This window comes from Halococcus hamelinensis 100A6 (genome assembly GCF_000336675.1).
Taxonomy (GTDB): Archaea; Halobacteriota; Halobacteria; order Halobacteriales; family Halococcaceae; genus Halococcus; species Halococcus hamelinensis.
Genome location: NZ_AOMB01000040.1, coordinates 66,464 through 87,518 on the forward strand (window position 1 = coordinate 66,464; position 21,055 = coordinate 87,518).

The following is a 21,055-nucleotide window of genomic DNA, read 5'->3' on the forward strand; positions in this document are numbered from 1 at the left end:
GGGGCTCGACGGCCACGAACATAAGTCTGCCACCACGGACCGATCGACCGACCGACCGCCGGTTAGAGCGACTCTCGGCCCGTCGAACGCCGAATCACGTTCCCGAGCGCTCGGATACCGGGATGGCCGTCGTAGAGCCAGAGCGCGAACACGAGGACGAACAGACCGAGGTAGGCCACCAGCACCGGTCCCAGGAGCTGCTGGACGTACTGGACGAAGTAGTAATCCGCGTTCGCGATCAGACCCGCACCCGCGCCGGGACCCACGATCGGGTCCGAGACGTCGACCCCCGGACGGGCCATCACCGGCCAGAACAGGAACCAGTAGTTGAGTTCGTTGCCGAGCGCCACCGACGGGAGCACGTCCGCCGGGAGGTGCGAGGCGTAGCCGACGACGAACGCGAAGCCGATGCTGGTTCGTGAGCGTCGGTAGGCGACGGCGAGCACGACTATCCAGACCGCGACGGCGACGAAGACCGTGTGGGCGAACACGCCGGCGGGGAGGAGGTCGAAGATCCACGACAGCGGTTTGTCGACGAGGTCGGGAAACTGGGTCCCGAGCGCGAGCGCGAGGGTCGGGTACTCCCCCGGTCGCCGTCCGGCGAGGTGACAGAGCACCGAATAACAGAGGTAGCCGACCGCGAGGTGGCCCCACGGAAACACGGCTCAGCCACCCCCAGCGCTCTCGTTCGTCGGTGCGACGTCGACGGAGAGGTGGGCCGTCCGGTAGGCGTTCTCGGCGGTCGGGTCCGCGGGCGGCTCACCCTCGTAGAGGAGGTAGACCAGCTGGAGGTTCTCGCCCGAGGTGTCGGGTGTGACGGTATGTGGGTTCTGCCACGTCCGGTTTGCGGGGACGGACGGCGACGAGAACTGTGTGAGCTGGTTGCGCGAGAGCACCTCGCTGTTGTTGCGGTTCTGGAGCTGGACCACCACCGAGTAGTTCGCCGCCACCTGTTCCTCGTTCTCGACGCTCACGACGTACTGCTGTTCTTCGCCCTCGGTGAGGTTCGTCGGGTAGTCGAAGTCGAGCTGGTCCGATTCGTTGAACGCGCCGACCCGGAACATGGTGGGGGCTTCGGCCTCCTGTGGCGTCGCGAACGTGTACGTCAGCGCCACGGTGGCGACCAGGATGCTGAGGACCAACACCACGTTGAGGAGGGCGTCGGCGGGCGAATCGGTGAGCCCGTCGGCGAAGTCCCGAGCCCAGTAGCCCGCGGGGGCCGCGAACCGCTCGGCGCGCGGGAGGCGGAGCCGGCGCACGAACCCGACGACCATTCCCGCCAGCGTGACGACGGCGAGGATGCCGACGATCGGGGTGGTGCGGTAGGGCGACCCCGTGCCGAACAGGATCGGGAGGAAGCCGAGGGCCAGCGCGAGCAATGGGACGGCGAACAGGCTCAGGCCGAACGAGAGCGCCGCGCGCTCGCCCCACCGCACGCCGCGGCGCTGGATCGACCGCATGCTCTCGAACCGCCGGCTCATCCCCGAGAGCGAACTCACCCGACCGGCGTTGCGCGAGGGGCGGCCCGGGAACAGCGCCGCGAGCACCGCATAGCCCGGCAGGAACAGGAGCAGCGGGATCCCGAGCACGAACTGGACGGTCGCCGGCAGGCCGCCGAGGACGATCAGGGGCGCGACGACCACGGTGTAGAGGACGCCGACGATCAGATCGCCCGGCAGCCCCCGGAACGCCGCCGCGCTGTCGACGTAGCGGTCCGACTGGCCACCACCGTCGAGCGAATCACGGGACACTACGCGGTGTCGGGAACCGGGGTTCTTGAGTGTATCCGTTCGGCCCGGCGAGCGGATACGCATACGTTATGCTACTCCAGCGAATAGGCAGGGGGTATAGGGGGCCAGAAATGACGGACGAGTGGGATCTGATCAGCTTCGTGGTCCGGTCACAGTACCGGGTCGACGTTCTCGAACGGCTCGTAGAGGGCCCCGCAACGCCCTCGCAGATCGCCGCCGACGAGGACATCGCCATCACCCACGTCTCACGCGCGCTCTCGGGGCTCCGCGAGGGCGACCACGAGATGGTGGAGCTGCTCGTCTCCGAGGACCAGAAGAAGGGGCGGGTCTACGGTATCACCGAAACCGGCGAGCGGGTCTGGGACCGCCTCGAATCCGAGAACATGGTCTGAGGCGGTGCTTCCGTCCGATCGCCGCGGATCCGGTGGATAATAACCGGCAGGCGAGGAACGATATTTATTTGCCGGTGCGCGGAGGAGCGCGTTGCAATGCATCGGGAAACGGACGCAGAGTGCGACGGCCTGGGCCGGTTGGCCCGGGTCGCGTTCGTGGCGGTGATGGTGACCGCCGCGCTCGCGCTCGCACCGGCGACCACGGCCGCCCAGTCGAACGCGAGCAACGCGACGTTCATCGTCCAGCAGGGCTCGCAGTGTACCCAGGTCACGCCGCTCGGCGACGGCACGCGAACCGTCGAGGAGTTCTACGACTATCGAGTCCTCAACGAGACCGCCAACTACAGCTCGCTCGGCACGGTCGACATCCAGGAGGACCAGACGAGCCAGGTGTTCGTCTACGACGGCAGTGACGGCTTGAGCCTCGTGTTCCTGAACGACGAGATCGGCCAGCCCGGCGGGTTCGTCGCCAACGCGGAGGTCTCAGGACTCCCGGCCGACGGTGACTGGGTCGTCGAGGACGACAACTACACCGACCGCGACGACGTCTTCGAGTACACCGACACCGGCGCGCACATCGAGTGGAACTCGAACGGCGAGCGCACCGATGGCGCGGCGTTCGCGGGGCTCGACAGCCCGAACTACAGCACCGTCGAGGTCGACATCGCGTTCAACGACGAGACCGACCGCTACCCGTTCGAGGAGTGGTCCGGCCAGCCCTCGGACAACGAGATCGAGACGTGGCAGGTCCGCTCGGGTGACGGCAGCACCTCTCAGCTCGATATGAGTCAGCCGATCCAGCTCAGCCCCGGCACCTGTAGCGGCGGCGTGAGCACGTTCACGTCGACGCCCACCCCGAGCACCGACACGACCGGGACGACCGGCACGGACGTCGCTACGTCGGCCCCGACCGCGGCCGCGACTTCGACCGTCACCACGACGTCGACCGCGACTGCGACCCAAACGGCGACACCGACCGCGACCGCCGCACAGACGGATGCCGCGACACAGACCGCTGCGGCAACCGGGACGAACCCGGCGACCGACACCGTGGGAACGAACGGCTCGGCGGGTGAGGGCGACTCCGGATCCGGCGCGTTCGGTCCCGGCTTCGGGGTCGTCGTCGCGGCGCTGGCCCTCGTCCTCGTGGGGGTCACGCTCGCACGCCGGCGAGGGTAGTCGCGCGCCACGTCCGATTCGCGCGCCACATCCGATCGACCGCGGCCGGATCGCCGCCCGATTTTTCTCGACCCGGCGCTGGCAGCACGATACCAATCAATGGGTCTCAGTGGAAACGGTCGTCACAGGAGCTGCATCACGGCTCCGTACGCGCCACAGACTTACGTACTCCGGCGTCGAGGGAGTTCACATATGACTCTCGAAGATCGGACCTGCGTGGTCACCGGCGCGTCGCGCGGGATCGGCCGGGGCATCGCGAAGGAGTTCGGCCGCCACGGCGCGAGCGTCGCCGTGAACTACCGCTCGTCCGAGGCCGCCGCCCACGAGGTGGTCGACGCCATCGAGGAGACGGGTGGCGAGGCGATCGCCGTACAGGCCGACGTCGCCGACAACGACGCCGTCGCCGGGATGGCCGAGGCGGTTCGGTCGGCGTTCGGGCCCGCGGACGTGCTCGTGAACAACGCGGGACTCACCGTCGACCGTACGTTCAAGAACATGACGCCGGAGGATTGGCAGCGCGTCGTGGACGTCAACCTCGGCGGGATGTACAACTGCACGCATCAGTTCTTCGAGGACATCGTCGACGCCGACTGTGGCCGACTGATCAACATCTCGAGCGTCGTCGGCCAGCAGGGCAACTACGGACAGGCCAACTACGCCACCACCAAGAGCGGGATGTTCGGGTTCACCCGGACGATCGCGCTCGAACTCGCCCGCACCGGATCGACAGCGAATTGTGTCGCCCCCGGATTCGTCAGAACCGACATGCTCGACGAGGTTTCCGACCACGTACAGGAGCAGATCCTCGAACGAATCCCGCTCGAACGATTCGCCGAGGTCGACGACATCACCGGCATCGTCCGGTTCGTCGCGAGCGAGGACTCGGGCTACATGACCGGCCAGATCCTCGCCGTCAACGGCGGGATGGAGTGGTAACGTGGCGACCGAAGACCCCGCCGACGCCACCGATGCCGACGCGGGCCCCGCCACCGACGAATCGCCGCTCGAAGAGCTCCGACGACGGCGGGAAGCGGCGGAGCTCGGTGGCGGCGAGGACCGGATCGAGGCCCAGCACGAGAAGGGGAAGAAAACCGCCCGCGAGCGGATCGACTACTTCCTCGACGACGGGAGCTTCGTGGAGTTCGACGCGTTCGTCGAACACCAGTCGACGAACTTCGACATGGAGGAACGGAAGTACGCCGGCGACGGCGTCGTGACGGGCTACGGCGAGGTCGACGGCCGCACGGTCTTCGTCTTCGCCCACGACTTCACCGTTCTCGGTGGGTCGGTCGGCGAGGCGGTCGGTGAGAAGGTCTGTAAGGTGATGGACCGGGCGATCGACAACGGGGTGCCCATCGTCGGTCTCAACGACTCGGCGGGCGCGCGGATCCAGGAGGGGATCGATTCGCTCGTCGGCTTCGCGAAGATCTTCCGGCGGAACACGGAGGCCAGTGGCCTGATCCCTCAGATATCCGGGATCATGGGGCCGTGTGCGGGCGGGGCGACCTACTCGCCCGCGCTGACGGATTTCACGGTGATGGTCGAGGACACCTCCCACATGATGATCACGGGCCCCGACGTGATCGAGACCGTCACCGGCGAGGAGATCTCGATGGCGGAACTCGGTGGCGCGAAGACCCACGCGGCCGAGAGCGGGGTCGCCCACCGAACGGCGGCGAGCGAGGAGGACGCGCTCGACGACATCAAACGGCTCCTCTCGTATCTCCCGCAGAACAACGTCGAGGACCCCCCGAAGGTGGACTCGTGGGACGACCCTCACCGTCGATGTGAGGTGGGCGACGTGGTCCCGAACGAACCCCGAAAACCCTACGACGTGACGACGGTGCTCGACGGCGTGGTCGACGAGGGCTCGCTGTTCGAGGTCCACGGCGACTTCGCGCGCAACATCGTCACCGGCTTCGCGCGGATGGACGGCCAACCGGTCGGGATCGTCGCGAACCAGCCGCGCGTGAACGCCGGCACGCTCGACATCGAGGCGAGCCAGAAGGGCGCGCGGTTCGTCCGGTTCTGTGATTCGTTCAACCTCCCGATCCTGACCTTCGTCGACGTGCCGGGGTTCATGCCCGGCACCGAACAGGAGCACAACGGCATCATCCGCCACGGCGCGAAGCTGATCTACGCCTACGCCGAGGCCACGGTACCGTTGTGTACCGTTATCCTCCGGAAGGCCTACGGCGGGGCCTACATCGTAATGGGCTCGAAGTTCCTGGGGGCGGACACCAACTACGCCTGGCCGGGTGCGGAGACCGCGGTGCTGGGGCCGCGGGGCGCGGTCAACATCCTCTACGCCGACGAGATCGAGGCCGCCGACAACCCCGACGAGCGCCGCCAGGAACTCATGGACGAGTTCCGCGAGGAGTTCGCCAACCCCTACTCGGCCGCGAAACGGGGCTACGTCGACGACGTGATCGAACCGGGCACGACCCGCGAGCGCCTGATCCGCGACCTGGGCGTGCTCGACCGCAAACGAACCGACTCCCCGCCGAAGGACCACGGCAACGTCCAGCTCTGATGAGCGACGCAGCATCCAGCCCGCACGAGGCTGAGCGGGCCGACGACCGAGCGAGCGAAACGGCGCTGCCCGACGACGCGGCGCTCTCGATACCCGACACCGCGAGCCGTGGCGAGGCCGCCGCGATCGCCGCCGCGGTCGGGGCGCACCTCCGCGACCGCGCCGCGGCCGCCGAGGCCGCGACCGACGGCGCATCGAGCGAGTGCGACCGCTGGAAGCTCTGTGACCGGCTGGGCTGTCGCGATCCGCCGCGCGCGACCAGTCATGGCGAGGAGTGGAAGGTAGCGGGGCGGGTCCGACGGTAGACGGAAACGCCGAAACACCCATGTCGGTGCCGGGTGTGGTGGTGGGCCATGAGCACGACCGTCGCGGTCATCGGGGCGTCGATGACTCAGTTCGGCCAGCGTGACGCGTGGGTCCGTGACCTGCTCGCCGAGGCGGGGGCGGCCTGCCTCGACGACACCGGCGTCTCACCCGACGCCGTCGAGCACTGCTACGTCTCGAACATGGCCTCGGGGGAGTTCGAGGGGCAAACCGGAGTACCGAACGCGCTGGCCCACGACCTGAACTGTCTGCCGGCCTACACCCAGCGGGTCGACCAGACGTCCTCTTCAGGTGGGGCGGGTATCTACGCCGCCTGGCAGTCGGTGGCCGCGGGCGCGAGCGACATGACCCTCCTCGTCGGCGGCGAGAAGATGACCCATCGCACGACGCCGGAAGCGACGGACGTCATCGCCTCGATCACCCATCCCGTCGAGTACAAACACGGCGTCACCCTCCCGAGTTTCGCGGGTCTCACCGCGCGGCTCTACCTCGACACCTACGACGCGCCGCGCGAGAGCCTCGGGAAGGTCGCGGTGAAGAATCACAGGAACGGCGTCGACAACCCGCACGCCCAGTTCCGGAAGGAGGTCGACCTGGAGACGGTGCTGGAGAGCCCGATGGTCGCCGACCCGCTCCGGCTCTACGACTTCTGTCCCATCACCGACGGAAGCGCGGCGCTGCTGTTCTGCCCCGAGTCGGTCGCGCGGGAGTACACCGACGACTACGCCGTGATATCGGGCATCGGCGGCGCGACGGACACCCACGTGGTCCACGAGCGCGCCGACCCCACCACGATGGGGGGCGTCGTCGAATCCGGCGCGACGGCCTACGAGATGAGCGGTCACGGACCCGACGACGTCGACGTCGCCGAGCTCCACGACATGTTCACGATCCTCGAATTCCTCCAGATGGAGGGGCTGGATTTCGCCGACCAGGGCGAGGCCTGGAAAGCGATCGAGGCGGGGACGACCGAACGAGACGGCGACCTCCCGGTCAACACCTCCGGCGGGCTGAAGTCGAAGGGCCACCCGCTCGGCGCGAGCGGGGTGGCACAAGGGTATGAGATCTACAAGCAGGTCCTCGGCGACGCGGGGCCGCGGCAGGTGNAGATGTGTATAAGAGACAGGGTTCGGCAACTGTGTCATCACCACGATCATGGAGGCGGGCGCATGAGCGAGCGCGACGACGCCCCCGAGACGGATTCGGCACACACGATGGCGGCCGCGCGGTACGCCGACGGCTCGCTGACGTACCCCCCGCACCCGATCGGCCCGGACGGCAGCGAGCCCGTCGAAACCGTCGACCTGAGCGAGCACACCGCCCGAGTCGTGACCTGGACCACCAGCACCGCGCCGCCGCCCGGCGTCTCGGGGCCGAACCACCTCGCGATCGTCGAGTTCGACGTCGACGGGGAGTCGGTGCGCGCGCTCGGCCAGCTCACGACCGACGACGTCGAGATCGGTGACGAGGTGACACCAGTCTACGCTACGGACCTCCGCGACCCCGAGGCCGGGATCCGCGAACCGGACAGCCAGGACTGGGACGGCTACCGGTTCGAACCCGTCTGAACCCCCGCGACGGCCGGATCGGGAGGTGAACCGTCCGGCGGTGCGGGAGCGGTTGGAATGCGGTGGCGCGCGCTCGCGGTCGTGTGCGAACGAAGTGAGCACCGAGCGCGGACACTGTGCGAGGTCTGCACGAGCAACGCGAGTGCAGGCTTGGCAGAGCGAAGCTCTACCAGTGGATGAACGATGCGAGGGCGAAGCCCGAGCGGAGTGAATCGGCTGGGGAGGTGTGTGGCCGGTGCGGTTTGCGGTTCTCAGTTGTGTCGGGTGAGAGTTCGGTACCCCTTCGAACGGGGAACATCCACCCTCGACCGAAAACGGGGATAGCTAATTGGTTCTCTTTGTCTACTGGTCCTCGTCGTTTCCGTCGGTTCCGTCGTACCCCTCGCTCTTGTCGTTCCCCTTGTTTTCGCCGTTTTCCTCGTCGATCGCGTCGTGGATCGAATCCAGTTCGGCGTCCACGTCGATAGTGACGCTCTCGTCATCATCCGGGTCGGGGTCGTCCTCGGCAGCCCACGGGTCGCGGTCCGTGTCGTCCCGTCCATCTCGACTATCGCGGGCGGGCGACCCACGGCCCGACCCCGACCGGTGCTCGGTCTCGCGGAGGCGGTCGTCGATCTCGGCGCGGAGCGCGCGGGCGTCGTCGAGGAGGGTTCTGGCCTCGGGGTTCTCGGGGCGACCTTCGAGCGCGCCCTGGAGGTCGACGAGCGTGTCGTCGAGGCTGTCGAGCGCGCCGCGACTGAGGGTTTCGGTGCGTGCGCGCGCCTCGTGGCTCCGGCCCCGGACCTCGTCGCCGGCGCGCGCGAGCCGGAGCGCGCCCTGGAACGCTTCGAGCGCGCGGATGTTGGCCTCGAGGATCGCTATCACGGCGGGTATCGCGAGTTCGTCGGTGAACCGAAGGACCTCGCCCGGCGTCGGCGGTCGCGGGAGGCCGAGCGGGCCGCGCGGCGGCTCGGACGCGCGGTCGAGTTCGTCGCGGAGGTCGGCGAGCGTCGTCGAGAGATCCCCGGCGAGGCGTTCCATCTCGCGGTCGCGGTCGGCGTCGGTCATACGTCCCGTTGGCGTCGCACGGCAAAAAGACCGGGGCGCGACGGTCGATTCGGCGGCGAGGCGCGAGCACTCGGTCCGAAGGATCCACACGAACGTACACTGATAACATTTATCACAGTGTGGGTTCTCGTGACGGTATCGACATGGAACCCATCGCTGCCCGCCCGAAAACGAGATGAGCACCACACCACACGAATCGGCCGGTAGCACCGATTCGACCGACTCGACCGCCGACCCGCCCGCGCTCACCGAACGCATCGTCGCCTTCGAACGCGAGGACGACGCGGTCGTCCTCTACGACGAGCGCGAACACACCGCGTGGCTCCGATCGAGCGGCGCGGTCACCGTCACCGACGCTCGATAACCGACGGTTTCCTCGCCGCTCTTTCCGTGCCGTCCACCCGAGAACCCGAGCGGTCGCTACCCGTGTGTCACGACCGGCAGAAGAATCGACCTCCCGAGATCACGACTCGACGGCCCGCCGCCAGGACCCGAGCCACTTTCGGAGGGTTCCGAGCCCGGGTCGCCCGTCGCGAACCCAGACCGCGAGCGCGAGGACGACGAGCGCGAACTGGAACCACGCGTACGCCGTGAGCTCCATCGTGGCGAACCGTTCGAGGAAGCCGATCCCCGGTTCGGGGGTCGGGAGCGGGAGCAGCGGCCAGCCGAGGTAGGCCAGGTCCCGGAGGTCGCCGGCGAGCAACGGGGCGATCGCGTCGGTCGCGAGGTGGGTCGCGTAGCCGACGGCGAACGCGACCGCCAGCCGGCTTCGGTCCCGACGACGCGCGACCAGCCAGACGAGCCCACAGACCACGAGCGCGGTGAGCGAGGAGTGGGCCAGCGACCGCCCGCTCGGGAGGACGCCGAACGACCACGCGAGCGGTTTGTCCACCAGGTCCGGAAACTGGGTGCCGAAGACGGCGGCGAGCGCGGCCTCGCCGGTCGGCGGTCGGTCGGTCCGCCGGCGTGCGAGACCGGTGTAGACGAGATAGCCGACGGCGAGGTGTCCCCACGGCCACATTGGGTCGGCTACTCGACTGGCGGACTTACGGGCTTCGAACCGACGGCGGGCGGGACCGGCCCGCGAATGGTCGCGATTTATGGTTCCGGTTCGCCTCGCGTCGAGTATGGCCACCGTCCTGCTCGCCCACGAGAAGTTCCCCCACCGCGCGAAGACCGCCGTCAGCATCCTCCGCTACGCCGACGACGACGTAGTCGCGGTGCTCGACCGCGCGAACGCCGGCCGGTCGGTCCACGACTTCCTGCCCGACGTCCAGAACGCGCCGATCGTTTCGGGGATGGACGAGGTCGAGGCCTGCGACGAACTGATCATTGGGATCGCGCCGATCGGCGGCGGCTTCGAGGACTCCTGGCGTGCGGACGTCAGGACGGCGCTCGAACGCGGCTGTGACGTCACCGCGGGCCTTCACTCCTTCCTCAACGACGACGAGGAGTTCCGGGAGCTCGCCGACGAACACGGCTGTGAGCTCACGGACGTCCGGAACCCGCCCGACGACCTCGGCGTGAGCGAGGGGCGCGCGGGCGAGGTCGACGCCGAGGTGATCCTCACCGTGGGCACCGACTGCTCGGTGGGGAAGATGACGGTCGCGCGCGAACTCTACGAAGCCGCCCGCGAGCGCGGCGAGGACGCGGCGTTCGTCCCGACGGGACAGACCGGGATCATGATCGAGGGCTGGGGGAACCCGATCGACCGCGTGGTGAGCGACTTCACCGCGGGCGCGGTCGAGGAGATGGTGCTCGAACGCGGCGACCACGACTACCTCTTCGTCGAGGGACAGGCCTCGATCGTCCACCCGGCCTACTCCGCGGTGACCTGCGGGATCCTCCACGGCGCGATGCCCGACGAGCTCGTGCTCTGTCACGAGGCGGGCCGCGAGACGATCCACGGCTACGAGCACATCGAGATCCCGCCGTTGCCGACCTACGTCGAACGCTACGAGTCGTTCGCCGAACCCGTCCACGAGACCGAGGTCGTCGCGGGCGCGCTCAACACCCGGAGCCTCGAAACCGACGAGGGGGCCCGGAGCGCCGTCGGAGCCTACACCGAAGCCCTCGACGTCCCAGCAACCGACCTCCTCCGGTTCGGCCCGGAGGGGGTGCTGGAGGCGGTGCTGTGAGCCTCGAAACAGGGTTCGAGCGGCGCTCGCTCGACCTCGCGAACGCGTTCACCATCGCGCGCGGCACCCAGGAGGTCGCCGAGAACGTGGTCGTTCGGGTCTCGGACGGCGAGCACACCGGCATCGGCGGGGCCGCCCCCTCACGACACTACGGCGAGACCGCCGACACGGTCGAGACCGTGCTGCCGGAGCTGCTCGCGGTCGTCGAGGAGGTCGACGACCCCCACGCCCTCGCGCGCGTCGAGCGCCGGCTCCGCGAAGTCGTCACCCGGAACCCCGCCGCACGGTGTGCGGTGTCGATAGCGCTCCACGACCTCGTCGCGAAACGCCTCGACCTCCCGCTGTATCGCTACTGGGGCCTCGATCCCGCGGGAACCGTGCCGACCTCGTTCACGGTCGGCCTCGACACGTTGGAGCGGATCGCGGAGAAGACGCGGAGCGCCGTCGAAGCGGGCTACCCGGTTCTGAAGGTCAAACTCGGTACCGACCGCGACCGCGCGGTCGTCGAGACGGTGCGCGAGGCCGCCCCCGACGCGCGGATCCGCGTCGATGCCAACGAGGCCTGGACCCCGCACGAAGCGGTCCGGAAGATCGAGACCTGTCGGGAGTTCGGGGTGGAGTTCGTCGAACAGCCCGTCCCCGCCGAGAACCCGTCGGGGCTCGAATACGTCCACGAGCGCGCCGCCCTCCCGATCGCCGCCGACGAGTCCTGTGTGACGCTCGCGGACGTGCCCGAACTCGTCGGGCGGGCCGACATCGCCAACATCAAACTCATGAAGTGTGGCGGGCTGCGGACGGCGCGCCGGATGATCCACACGGCGCACGCGAACGGCCTCGACGTCATGCTCGGCTGTATGGTCGAATCCAACGCCGCGATCGCCGGGGCCCACCACCTCGTCCCCGAGGTCGAGTACGCCGACCTCGACGGCTCGCTGTTGCTCGCGAACGATCCCTACGACGGTGTCCCGATATCCGCGGGCGGGATCGACCTCGCGAGCCTCGACCGTGCGGGGACGGGCGCGCGTCTCTCGACCGATCGCGGTCCGTAGTATTATATAAGGGTAGTGGGTATCGTTGGGTATGGCACTCGAAACCGTCGTGCTGGCGGTCGGACCGGGCGACGCCGAACGTATCGACGAACTCGCCGGGACCACGATCGACATCGTGGGGTCGTCGGGCGCATCGGTCGTGCTCGGGCACGTCTTCACCGAGGACGAGTACGCGAACACCGTCGAGAGTCTGGGGTTCGACGCCGGCGGCGAGGTGACCCCGAACCGGGTCGCGGCGCGCCACGCCACGATCCGCGACCTCGCCGACCGGCTCGACGCCGCGGGCATCGACTACTCCGTCGGCGGGGCGGTCGGCAACCACGGCGACAGCATCATCGGGCTCGCCGAGGAGGCCGACGCCGACCTCGTGGTCGTCGGTGGGCGACAGCGCTCGCCGACCGGCAAGGCGGTGTTCGGCTCGACGGCCCAGAAGGTGATGCTCTCGGCCCCGTGTCCGGTGACGTTCGTCCGGGCCGACACCGAGTAGCGCGGTCGGTTCGCGACCGCGGTCATCGAACGTGAGGATCGGCGGTCTGACGGCGTTCCTGTTCGCTCGATAGGCTTTTCAGTCGCTCCGATCCGGTATCAGAACGGTATTCTTACGGTCACGGTGTGGATAGGAGTGCTATGTCCTCCACGTCCCCGAAGATAGGGATCATCGGTCTCGGGAACATCGGTCGTTTTCACGCCGATAGACTCGTCGACCACGGGGCCGATATCGTCGGCGGGGTCGACATCAACCCCGACGCCCGCACCGCCTTCGCCGACGCCTACGCCACGAGCGCCTACGAGGAGCCCGACGAACTGTTCGCCGAGGCCGAGGGGGTCGTGGTCGGCACGCCGAACCGATACCACGAGGAGTACGCCACGATGGCGCTGGAGTCGAACACCGACGTGTTGCTCGAAAAGCCGCTCGCCCACACCATCGAGAGCGCGGAGGCGATCGCCGAGGCCGCCGCCGACAGCGAGGCGTTCGTGATGACGGGCTTCGAGAACCGCTTCGCGAACTCCGTCGAGGTGCTGAAGGGTTTCCAGCGCGACGGCCGGTTCGGCACCGCCCACCACGTCGAGGCCAACTACATCCGCCGGCGGGGGATCCCGGGTCGGGGGTCGTGGTTCACGAGCCAGGCCTCCTCGGGTGGTGGGTCGCTGATCGACATCGGCGTCCACGCCATCGACCTCGCGCTCTACTTCCTGGATTTCCCCGAGGTGGTGGAGGTCTCGGCCACCACGCGCTCCTCGTTCGGGTCGCGCGAGGACTACGCCTACATCGACATGTTCGGCGAGGACCTCGGCCCGGGCGAGTTCGACGTCGACGACTCCGTGACCGCGTTCATCCGGTGTGCGAACGGCGCGACCGTCTCGCTCGAAGCCGCGTGGGCCACCAACCGCCCCACGAACCACGAGTTCATGCTCCGTGGCAGCGACGCCGGGGCGTGCTTCGACCGGAGCGAGGACTCGCTCAGGATCTACGAGAGCGGGAAGAAGGGGACCGACCACCTCGCGGACACCGACATCACCACCCGGACGAACGACTCGATGGCGGCCGAACAGGCGGCGTTCCTGGAGGCCGTCGAGAGCGGGACCCCGCCCGAGATGAACACGCTCGAACAGGGGATGGTGGTCCAGCGCGTCATCGACGCGATCTATCGCTCCTCGGAGAACGGCCGGGCGATCCGGCTCGACGGCACGAGCCACGACGCCGCCGTCGAGCTCGACTGACGCCGGTCCCGTCCGTCGGACCGAACGAGCGCGGCGATACCCAACGGTTTTCCGCCCCACGATGGTAGCCTTCCCAACAAGATGAACTCGGTAGAGATAGCGCTCAGACTGGTCGGCGGGGGGGCGTTGATCCTCGCGAACGGCTTCTTCGTCGCGATCGAGTTCGGTCTCACGCGTGCGCGGCAGTACTCCGAGTCGGAGTTCGTCGAACCCGGCGACACCGGGCTCGAACGGGCGTGGGCGATGACCGAGGAGCTCGAGATCTACCTCACGGGCTGTCAGGTCGGGATCACCGCCGCGAGCATCTCGCTCGGGATCGTGGCCGAACCCGCGCTCGCGGCGATCCTCGAACCCGTCTTCGGCGGCACCCTGCTCGCCTCGCTCGGCGCGGGCGCGTTGCTCGCCTTCCTCGTTGTCAATCTCGTCCACGTGGTCTACGGCGAGCAGACGCCGACGTATCTCGGGGTCGAGCGCTCGAAGCAGGTGTGTCGGTACGGCGCGACCCCGCTGTACTGGTTCACGCGGGTTATCCGGCCGATCCTCAACCTCGGTGACGCGGTCGCGAAGTGGACGCTGGGGCTGTTCGGCGTGGAGATGACCGGTGCGTGGCTCGAAGCCGAGGCCGACGTGATCGAGGGGCGTGCGGACCTCCATCGACGCCTGGGGTCGGTGCTTGACGAGAGCGAGCTCCCCGAGGAACGCCGTGAGGAGGTGATGAACGCGCTCGCGGTCGGGGAGATACCCGTAGCGGACGTCATGGTGCCCCGCGAGGCGGTCGCCGGGCTCTCGACCGAGAACACGCCCGCCGAGAACCTCGCGGTCGTCGAGGAGAACCCCTACCTCCGATTCCCGCTGTTCGGACCCGACGAGGAGTATCTGGGGGTGGTCTACCTCGCGGCGGTCACGAACCGATTCGAGGCGTTCCGGAACGGCGAGGTCGACATCGAGGCGCTGGCGACCGCGCCGATGACGCTACCGGTCGACGAGGAGGTCAGCGACGCGATCGACCGATTCCAGGCGGAGAATCAGGAACTCGCGCTGGTCGAGGCGGACGGCGAGCTCGTCGGGCTGCTCACCGTCACCGACGCCTTCGAGGAGGTCATGGGCGACCTCGACGACCCGATCGACGACTACCAACCGGACCGACGACCGACGAGCGGTCGTGGTCCCGACTCGTCGGGGGACCCGGCATGAATCGGCCGTGTAGCCAGGACGTTCGGCGGGTTCGAGGCGTCCACACGACGGCCGCAATGGAGGGCCGGCGATGAACGCGGTCGAGATCGGCGTCCGGCTGCTGGTCGGGGTCGGGTTGATCCTCACGAACGGCTTCTTCGTCACGATCGAGTTCGCGCTGACCCGAGCCCAGCAGTACGCGAAAGAGGAGTTCGTCGAGCCGGGGAACCGTGGTCTCGAACGGGCGTGGGAGATGACCCAGAACCTCGAGATCTACCTCACGGGCTGTCAGATCGGGATCACGGCGTCCAGCATCGCGGTCGGGATCGTGGCCGAACCCGCGCTCGCGGCGCTGTTCGAGCCGGTGTTCGGCGGCACCGTGCTCGCCTCGCTCGGTGCGGGGGCGATCGTCGCGTGGCTGATCATCAACCTGTTGCACCTCACGCACGGCGAGCAGGCCCCGACGTATCTCGGGGTCGAGCGCGCGAAACAGGTGTCCCGATACGGTGCCACCCCGCTGTACTGGTTCACCAAGCTCATCTGGCCGCTGCTCCGGATCGGCGACGTCTTCGCCAAGTGGACGCTTGGGCTGTTCGGCGTGGAGATGACCGGTGCGTGGCTCGAATCCGACGACGACGAGGACGTCGAGGGTCGGGCGGACCTCCACAGACACATCGAATCGGTGCTCGACGAGAGCGACCTCGCCGGCGAGCGACGTGAGGAGGTGCTGAACGCGCTGGTCGCGGGCGATATGTCGATCCGGGGGGTCATGGTGCCCCGCGAGGAGGTCGTCGCGTTCTCGACGGCGAACACGCCCGCCGAGAACCTCGCGATCCTCGAAGAACACTCCCACTCGCGGTATCCGGTGGTCGGCGAGGGCCTCGATGAGTTCGTCGGGGTCGTCTACCTCCCGACGATCGCGAGCCGGTACGACGACCTCGCGAACGGTGCGGTCTCCATCGAGGACCTCGCCGCCCCGCCGATGACGCTGCCGGCCGACGAGGAGGTCAGCGACGCGATCGACCGGTTCCAGGCGGAGAATCAGGAACTCGCGCTGGTCGAGGAGGACGGCGAGGTCGTCGGGCTGTTCACCGCCACCGACGCCTTCGAGGAAGTCATGGGCGAACTCGACGACCCCTTCGACGAGGCGGTACGGCGCGACCGCCGTCGCGGCCAGGGGTCGCCCACGTGAGCCGGCGGCGGTGAGCCCCGGACACCGGTGTGGGACCTGAAGCTTTATTCGTCCGCCCGGAGAGGTCCCCTGTATGCAGATCGGCGTCCTCACCGTTCCGTTCGGCGGCCAGTCGCTCGACGAGACCTGCTCGTACCTCGCGGACCTCGGCGTCGAGCGGGTCGAACTCGGCTGTGGCGGCAGTCCCGGCGACGACCACCTCCCGCGCGAGGAGTACCTCGACGACGACGACGCACAGGCGGACCTCCACGCGCTCCTCGACGAGCACGGGCTGGAGGTCAGCGCGCTCGCGACCCACAACAACCCGATCCACCCGGTCGACGACCACGCCGCGGAAGCCGACACCGAGCTCCGCGAGGCGATCGAACTCGCCGACCAGCTCGGCGTCGACACCGTCACCACCTTCTCGGGGCTGCCGGGCGGCAGCCCGAACGACGAGGTCCCGAACTGGATCACCGCGCCGTGGCCCACCGAACACAAGGAGGCCCACGACTACCAGTGGGAGGTCGCCGAGGAGTACTGGAGCGAGATCGCCGACGTCGCCGACGACCACGGCGTGAACGTCGGCATCGAGATGCACCCGAACATGCTGGTCTACGAACCCTCGGGGATGCGGCGGCTCCACGAAGCGGCCGGCGACCGGATCGGCGCGAACTTCGACCCCTCACACCTCTACTGGCAGGGTATCGACATCGCCGAGGCGATCCGGTATCTCGGCGACGCGATCCACCACGTCCACGCGAAGGACACCAAAGTCTACGAACCCAAATCGAAGGTGAAGGGCGTGCTCGACACCACCCCGTACACCGAGGAGGCCGACCGCTCGTGGCTCTTCAGAAGCGTCGGCTACGGCCACGGCGAGTCCCACTGGAAGGACGTCGTCTCGACCCTGCGGATGGTGGGCTACGACGGCGCGCTCTCGATCGAACACGAGGACTCGCTGACGAGTTCGCGCGAGGGACTGGAGAAGGCGGTCGACATGCTCTCGCGGGCGGTCTTCGAGACCACGCCCGGCGACGCCTACTGGGCTGAGTAGAACCGTACTACCGTTTTCCTGTATCTTCCACGTGTGAGCCGTCAGTCAGCGCTGTCCGGCTGATCCGAGGTGAACGCGTCACGGGTGTTCGTGGCAGTGTGGCCGAGGAGGTCCCGCAAGCTCTCGCGCCGCTTGGCGAACAGCGCGAGGCCGAGCACGACGTAGACGGCCGTGTAGACGTAGAGGATCTGGATGCTGATCTGGGTCGCGGCCGGCTCGGCGATCGTTCGGATGACGTAGAACTCGGCGACGACCTGTGAAATGAACAGTACAAGCAGTGCGACCGCCTCGCGCACGCTGATCTCGAGGTTCGTGAGGATGGCGATGGCGAAGAGGCTCTGAGCGGCCGTGATCCAGATCTCGGCGGCCTGCTTCGAGTCGAACGGCAACGTTCCGATCGCGCCCGCGGAGATCGAGTAGACCACGGCGAGCGTCCCGATCAGGAGCGTCCACTGGTTGAGTTTCGAGGAGATCAGCGCGTTGAAGCCGGCGGTCGAGCGGGCCTTGTTCACGAGGTAGGCCACCACGACGAGTTCGGGGCTCTCGCTCGCGAGCGGAGCCACCCACTGGATCATGAAGAACTCGGGGACCCCGTACTGGAGGCCAACCTGTTCGAGTCCCTCCGCGAACGGGTGCACCGCGGTGAAGATTATCGCACCCGAGAAGGCGAACCCAACCAGGACGACCCCGATACGAGCCATCTTCGGGTAGGACTGGAAGTACGCCGGGACGCCGACGTTCTCCTCCGGCTCCTCGACGTCGCCGCGGATGATGACGAGGAGGTAGAACAGGTAGAGCCCGACGAGAAAGAGGGTGTCGACCGGGCCGATACCGCCACTCAGCGGGATGAGGAAGGCGAAGAGGGTCGCGACGAGCAAGAGGACGATCTCGAGGGCGATCTCGCGATCGAGGTTGACGACGTTGGCGAGGAAGCCGGAGCGCTCTTCCACTGCGGAGTCGTCGCCGCGGCCCGTTCGATAGATACTGAACAGCGCGATCCCCGACCAGCCGAGACCGATCAGGATCCGGTTCGCGCCGGTCATGTTCGCCACCGCGAGGTTGGCCGCCTGGGCCGACCCAGCCCCCGCTTGCCAGGCGTAGAGCGCGTCGACGGCGTACTCGGGGGCGACCGCGAGCACCGCGAGCACCGCGATGGCGAACGCCTGTGGGACGTCCTTCTCGGCGGTCTCGGCCGCCCACGCCAGCAGGAACGCCGCCCCGAGGATCCCGAGTCCGCCGACGGTCACCGCGAGGACCGGCAGGATGTTCTCGCCGGGGTGAACGGTTCCGTAGCCACCGTAGGAGAAGAACGTCACGATCCAGGGAACCGTGAGCAACAGCGCACCGGCGACGGCGACGAGAGGGTGACGAAACCGTTCGAGCATTGGCTCGGGAGTCGTGATCCAGGTATTTGTGTGCTGTTATCGGGGCGAACCGGGACCGGTCAGGTCCGGTCCCCGCCGGTGAGCGTGTGGGCGGTGGTTCGGAGCCCGGCCTCGACGGTGTCGGCCGCCGCCATCAGCGTCGTCCCGAGCACGCTCATGACGAGGACGTAGCCGACGGCGAACGCCGGGATCGTCTCGCTCAGCACGGGGCTGCCCGACTGCGAGGCGACGAGCGCCGCGATGATCAGCGAGAACTCGCCGCGGGTCACCAGCCCGCAGCCGACCCGGACCGAGCGGCGCGTGTCGAGACCGTAGAGCCGACCGCCGAGGTAGCCCGAGAGGAACTTCGTCGGCGTCGTGAGGACGACCGCGACGGCGAGCACGCCGACGACGCCGACCACCGCTCGCGGGTCGGTGGTCAGTCCGATCCAGAAGAAGAAGACGGCCGCGAAGACGTCCCGGAGCGGGATCAGCCGCTCCTCGATGCGCTCGACGTGGTCGGTCGAGCTGAACCCCATCCCGACGAAGAAGGCCGCGACCGCCTCGCTCGCGCCGACCGCGAGCGCGCCGCCGGCGATCAGGACGGTGACCGCGACCGTCCGGAGCACGAACTGCTCGTCCGAGCGAACGCCGAGATACCGCTCGAAGAGCGCTTCGCCGAAGGCGACCAGCGCGACCAGCGCGAGGAGGAACCCCGCGACGACGGCGATCCCGGTCGCGGCCGTCGCGAGGTCGCCGCCGCCGGTCAGGGCGGCCGCGAGCGCCGCGAGGTAGACCGCGATCACGAGGTCCTCGAAGACAAGCGTGCCGAGGATGGGCCCGCTCTCGGCGTTCGCGATCCAGCCGAGGTCGATGAGCGACTTCGTGATCACGGCGCTGGAGGAGATGTAGACGACCCCGCCGAGCACCACCGCTTCGAGGGGTGTCCAGCCGAGCACGAGCCCGATGCCGACCCCGACCGGGAAGTTGACCCCGAGGTCGACCAGCCCCGCCTTCACCATCCGGTCGCCGCTCTCGAGGAGCTGGTCGATCGAGAACTCGAGGCCGAGGAAGAACAGGAGGAAGACGATCCCGAGCTCGCCCGCGACGGTGATCACCTCGTTGTCGCCGAGCGAGGGGAGCCCGACCGCCCCGAGGGTGTAGGGGTTGACCGCGAGCCCCGCGAGGACGTAGAAGGGGATCACCGACTGGTCGAGCGCCCGCGCGAGCGCGCCGCCGAGCGCGATGGCGGCGAACATCACGCCGAGTTCGAGCAGCAGCGTTCCCGCCATTCAGCGCCCGTCTTCGTCGTCCGTGTCCCCGGCGACGAGGTCGTCGAGGCGACGACAGGCCGTCTGTGACCCGAGCACGACGAGGGTGTCGTCCGGCTCGATCCGGGTCTCGGGTCCCGGGTTCGTGATGGTCTCCTCGCCGCGCTGGACGGCGACCACGGAGACGCCGAGCTCCTGCCGGAGGCGCGTCTCGGCGAGGGTGCCGCCGACGAGCGACGACCCCGGCTGGACCTGCGCCCACTCGATGAGGGTGTCGTCCGAGAGCACCGTGTCGATCGTCTCGGTGCGGATCGGCTGGAAGTACGCCCCTTCGAGGATGGTGCCGACCTGGCGGGCGAGCCGGTCCGACACCTCGAAGAGCTTCTCGGCGTCCGCGTCGGGTGATTCCCGGACGAACAGCTCGCGCCGGCCCGTGTTGTGGATGACGATCACCAGCCGCCGTTCGTCGTCGAGTTCGACCTCGAACTTCTTGCCGACGCCCGGGAGGTCGGCCTCGTAGACGGTCATGGTAAACGTCGGTCCGGGGGCGACAAAACCTCCCGGGTCGCGAATCGTTCCTCGAAGCGCTCCGTTCGTCGACGGCCACACCACCCTCGTGGATCACCGTCCTGCCGGATCCCGATCCCTGGCCGTCGTCCGCTTCCGAGCGCGGAAGGTCGTTCGGCGCGGCTCTCGATGGCTGTCCCCCTCCGACTACCGCTAAACGTACTAAAAGATACACGTATGGCAATAGTTTTTACAATGGCGATAGCGGGTTCCGACAATGCCACGCAGCAAGGGGAAGATCCGGGGGATGGCAGGAGAGCTATCGGTGAACCGACGTTCGTACTTGAAACTCGCGGGTGCCGCGGCGGGGTCGGCGGGACTCCTGTCGGGGTCGGCGAGCGCGGCGTTCACGCGTCGGGGGATCCAGNATCCAGTTCAATCGGACCGTGAACATGGTCGAGGACGCGGGGTGCGACCCGTCGGGAAACGAACCCTGCGACGACCAGATCACCGCGGCGGCCGACGACTACACCCTGCTCGAGTTCCCGGAGGGTGAGTACAAGATCACCGAGAAGAACGCGGTTCTCGGCCACACCAACGTCGGCTTCGTCGGAACGGGCGATACGCGGTTCGTGGTTCCGGAGGACTTCAACGAGAAGGTCCTGGTGGTCGACCGGGGCGAGGGGGTGCTGTTCGAGGGTATCGACATCGACCAGCGGGCCGACGGAGCGACGCCCGCCCTCCACATCGCGGGCGACGACGACATCCGGGTCCACGACGTCGAACTCATCGGTCAGGGGATACACAGG

General features: G+C 68.2%; 21 protein-coding genes and 2 pseudogenes. 16 read left to right on the forward strand and 7 right to left on the reverse strand.

What is annotated here, in order from left to right; genetic code table 11:
• Positions 1-62 precede the first annotated feature (62 nt).
• Together C447_RS13875 and C447_RS13880 are read right to left on the reverse strand one after the other, a co-directional pair.
• Positions 63-662: a metal-dependent hydrolase gene (locus C447_RS13875; RefSeq protein WP_007695024.1), complete on the reverse strand. Its 600-nt coding sequence runs from the start codon at positions 660-662 to the stop codon at positions 63-65.
• A gap of 3 nt (positions 663-665) precedes the next feature.
• On the reverse strand, positions 666-1,751 hold the full coding sequence (locus C447_RS13880; RefSeq protein ID WP_007695025.1) for a DUF1616 domain-containing protein: 1,086 nt from the start codon (positions 1,749-1,751) through the stop codon (positions 666-668).
• Positions 1,752-1,861: 110 nt separating this feature from the next.
• Here C447_RS13880 and C447_RS13885 point away from each other — a divergent pair, with 110 nt between their 5' ends.
• From C447_RS13885 to C447_RS13915, 7 genes and pseudogenes are all read left to right on the forward strand, one after another.
• Positions 1,862-2,143, forward strand: coding sequence for a winged helix-turn-helix domain-containing protein (locus C447_RS13885; RefSeq protein WP_007695027.1), 282 nt, complete (start codon positions 1,862-1,864; stop codon positions 2,141-2,143).
• 96 nt (positions 2,144-2,239) lie between these two features.
• The gene (locus C447_RS13890) at positions 2,240-3,322 is read left to right on the forward strand and encodes a hypothetical protein (RefSeq protein WP_007695028.1); all 1,083 of its coding nucleotides are present in this window, start codon (positions 2,240-2,242) and stop codon (positions 3,320-3,322) included.
• Between the two features lie 192 nt (positions 3,323-3,514).
• Positions 3,515-4,258: a beta-ketoacyl-ACP reductase gene (locus tag C447_RS13895; protein WP_007695029.1), complete on the forward strand. Its 744-nt coding sequence runs from the start codon at positions 3,515-3,517 to the stop codon at positions 4,256-4,258.
• A gap of 1 nt (position 4,259) precedes the next feature.
• On the forward strand, positions 4,260-5,855 hold the full coding sequence (locus C447_RS13900; protein ID WP_007695030.1) for an acyl-CoA carboxylase subunit beta: 1,596 nt from the start codon (positions 4,260-4,262) through the stop codon (positions 5,853-5,855).
• Positions 5,855-6,160, forward strand: a complete 306-nt coding sequence (locus tag C447_RS13905; RefSeq protein ID WP_007695031.1) for a hypothetical protein — start codon at positions 5,855-5,857, stop codon at positions 6,158-6,160. The genes C447_RS13900 and C447_RS13905 overlap by 1 nt, the downstream gene beginning before the upstream one ends.
• A 48-nt stretch (positions 6,161-6,208) precedes the next feature.
• Positions 6,209-7,352 (forward strand): annotated as a pseudogene (locus C447_RS13910) (thiolase family protein).
• A 41-nt stretch (positions 7,353-7,393) separates the two neighbouring features.
• Positions 7,394-7,747, forward strand: coding sequence for an OB-fold domain-containing protein (locus C447_RS13915; RefSeq protein WP_029601822.1), 354 nt, complete (start codon positions 7,394-7,396; stop codon positions 7,745-7,747).
• Between the two features lie 342 nt (positions 7,748-8,089).
• Here C447_RS13915 and C447_RS13920 read toward each other — a convergent pair whose 3' ends face one another.
• Positions 8,090-8,794, reverse strand: a complete 705-nt coding sequence (locus tag C447_RS13920) for a DUF7547 family protein (RefSeq protein ID WP_007695036.1) — start codon at positions 8,792-8,794, stop codon at positions 8,090-8,092.
• A gap of 175 nt (positions 8,795-8,969) precedes the next feature.
• Here C447_RS13920 and C447_RS13925 point away from each other — a divergent pair, with 175 nt between their 5' ends.
• Positions 8,970-9,158, forward strand: coding sequence for a DUF7331 family protein (locus C447_RS13925; RefSeq protein ID WP_007695037.1), 189 nt, complete (start codon positions 8,970-8,972; stop codon positions 9,156-9,158).
• Positions 9,159-9,257: 99 nt separating this feature from the next.
• On the opposite strand, the gene C447_RS13930 is transcribed toward C447_RS13925, so the two are convergent.
• A complete protein-coding gene (locus C447_RS13930; protein ID WP_007695038.1) occupies positions 9,258-9,815 on the reverse strand; it encodes a metal-dependent hydrolase in 558 nt (185 codons plus the stop codon).
• Positions 9,816-9,921: 106 nt separating this feature from the next.
• Here C447_RS13930 and C447_RS13935 point away from each other — a divergent pair, with 106 nt between their 5' ends.
• The 7 genes from C447_RS13935 (at position 9,922) to C447_RS13965 (ending at position 17,104) form a co-directional block, all read left to right on the forward strand.
• On the forward strand, positions 9,922-10,932 hold the full coding sequence (locus C447_RS13935; RefSeq protein WP_029601985.1) for a DUF1611 domain-containing protein: 1,011 nt from the start codon (positions 9,922-9,924) through the stop codon (positions 10,930-10,932).
• Positions 10,929-11,981: a dipeptide epimerase gene (locus C447_RS13940; RefSeq protein ID WP_007695040.1), complete on the forward strand. Its 1,053-nt coding sequence runs from the start codon at positions 10,929-10,931 to the stop codon at positions 11,979-11,981. Before C447_RS13935 ends, C447_RS13940 begins: the two co-directional genes overlap by 4 nt.
• Before the next feature lie 31 nt (positions 11,982-12,012).
• Positions 12,013-12,468 (forward strand): universal stress protein, encoded by a 456-nt coding sequence (locus C447_RS13945; RefSeq protein ID WP_007695042.1) that lies wholly within the window; start codon positions 12,013-12,015, stop codon positions 12,466-12,468.
• Positions 12,469-12,608: 140 nt separating this feature from the next.
• Positions 12,609-13,703, forward strand: coding sequence for a Gfo/Idh/MocA family protein (locus tag C447_RS13950; protein ID WP_007695044.1), 1,095 nt, complete (start codon positions 12,609-12,611; stop codon positions 13,701-13,703).
• Positions 13,704-13,784: 81 nt separating this feature from the next.
• A complete protein-coding gene (locus C447_RS13955; protein ID WP_007695045.1) occupies positions 13,785-14,897 on the forward strand; it encodes a CNNM domain-containing protein in 1,113 nt (370 codons plus the stop codon).
• Between the two features lie 70 nt (positions 14,898-14,967).
• The gene (locus C447_RS13960) at positions 14,968-16,068 is read left to right on the forward strand and encodes a CNNM domain-containing protein (protein ID WP_007695046.1); all 1,101 of its coding nucleotides are present in this window, start codon (positions 14,968-14,970) and stop codon (positions 16,066-16,068) included.
• A 73-nt stretch (positions 16,069-16,141) separates the two neighbouring features.
• Positions 16,142-17,104 carry a sugar phosphate isomerase/epimerase family protein gene (locus C447_RS13965; RefSeq protein ID WP_007695047.1) on the forward strand — a complete coding sequence of 321 codons (963 nt, stop codon included), beginning with the start codon at positions 16,142-16,144 and terminating at the stop codon, positions 17,102-17,104.
• A 41-nt stretch (positions 17,105-17,145) separates the two neighbouring features.
• Here the strand turns inward: C447_RS13965 and C447_RS13970 are convergent, their stop codons facing one another.
• From C447_RS13970 to C447_RS13980, 3 genes are read right to left on the reverse strand one after another with little or no spacing between them, the layout of a single operon-like run.
• Entirely contained in the window at positions 17,146-18,489 is a 1,344-nt protein-coding gene (locus C447_RS13970; protein WP_007695052.1) for a sodium/calcium exchanger membrane region, read from the reverse strand.
• A 59-nt stretch (positions 18,490-18,548) separates the two neighbouring features.
• Positions 18,549-19,760 (reverse strand): cation:proton antiporter, encoded by a 1,212-nt coding sequence (locus tag C447_RS13975; RefSeq protein ID WP_007695055.1) that lies wholly within the window; start codon positions 19,758-19,760, stop codon positions 18,549-18,551.
• Complete coding sequence (locus tag C447_RS13980; protein WP_007695056.1) at positions 19,761-20,267, reverse strand: cation:proton antiporter regulatory subunit; 507 nt, start codon at positions 20,265-20,267, stop codon at positions 19,761-19,763.
• 431 nt (positions 20,268-20,698) lie between these two features.
• On the opposite strand from C447_RS13980, the pseudogene C447_RS13985 reads away from it, so the two are divergent.
• Positions 20,699-21,055 (forward strand): annotated as a pseudogene (locus tag C447_RS13985) (hypothetical protein); the annotation flags it as partial.

Bases quoted from the DNA above. Each gene is read 5' to 3' on its own strand.
- C447_RS13885 (WP_007695027.1), top strand. From the start codon at position 1,862: ATGACGGACGAGTGGGATCTGATCAGCTTCGTGGTCCGGTCACAGTAC.
- C447_RS13890 (WP_007695028.1), top strand. From the start codon at position 2,240: ATGCATCGGGAAACGGACGCAGAGTGCGACGGCCTGGGCCGGTTGGCC.
- C447_RS13895 (WP_007695029.1), top strand. From the start codon at position 3,515: ATGACTCTCGAAGATCGGACCTGCGTGGTCACCGGCGCGTCGCGCGGG.
- C447_RS13905 (WP_007695031.1), top strand. From the start codon at position 5,855: ATGAGCGACGCAGCATCCAGCCCGCACGAGGCTGAGCGGGCCGACGAC.
- C447_RS13915 (WP_029601822.1), top strand. From the start codon at position 7,394: ATGGCGGCCGCGCGGTACGCCGACGGCTCGCTGACGTACCCCCCGCAC.
- C447_RS13920 (WP_007695036.1), bottom strand. From the start codon at position 8,794: ATGACCGACGCCGACCGCGACCGCGAGATGGAACGCCTCGCCGGGGAT.
- C447_RS13925 (WP_007695037.1), top strand. From the start codon at position 8,970: ATGAGCACCACACCACACGAATCGGCCGGTAGCACCGATTCGACCGAC.
- C447_RS13930 (WP_007695038.1), bottom strand. From the start codon at position 9,815: ATGTGGCCGTGGGGACACCTCGCCGTCGGCTATCTCGTCTACACCGGT.
- C447_RS13935 (WP_029601985.1), top strand. From the start codon at position 9,922: ATGGCCACCGTCCTGCTCGCCCACGAGAAGTTCCCCCACCGCGCGAAG.
- C447_RS13945 (WP_007695042.1), top strand. From the start codon at position 12,013: ATGGCACTCGAAACCGTCGTGCTGGCGGTCGGACCGGGCGACGCCGAA.
- C447_RS13950 (WP_007695044.1), top strand. From the start codon at position 12,609: ATGTCCTCCACGTCCCCGAAGATAGGGATCATCGGTCTCGGGAACATC.
- C447_RS13955 (WP_007695045.1), top strand. From the start codon at position 13,785: ATGAACTCGGTAGAGATAGCGCTCAGACTGGTCGGCGGGGGGGCGTTG.
- C447_RS13960 (WP_007695046.1), top strand. From the start codon at position 14,968: ATGAACGCGGTCGAGATCGGCGTCCGGCTGCTGGTCGGGGTCGGGTTG.
- C447_RS13965 (WP_007695047.1), top strand. From the start codon at position 16,142: ATGCAGATCGGCGTCCTCACCGTTCCGTTCGGCGGCCAGTCGCTCGAC.
- C447_RS13970 (WP_007695052.1), bottom strand. From the start codon at position 18,489: ATGCTCGAACGGTTTCGTCACCCTCTCGTCGCCGTCGCCGGTGCGCTG.
- C447_RS13975 (WP_007695055.1), bottom strand. From the start codon at position 19,760: ATGGCGGGAACGCTGCTGCTCGAACTCGGCGTGATGTTCGCCGCCATC.
- C447_RS13980 (WP_007695056.1), bottom strand. From the start codon at position 20,267: ATGACCGTCTACGAGGCCGACCTCCCGGGCGTCGGCAAGAAGTTCGAG.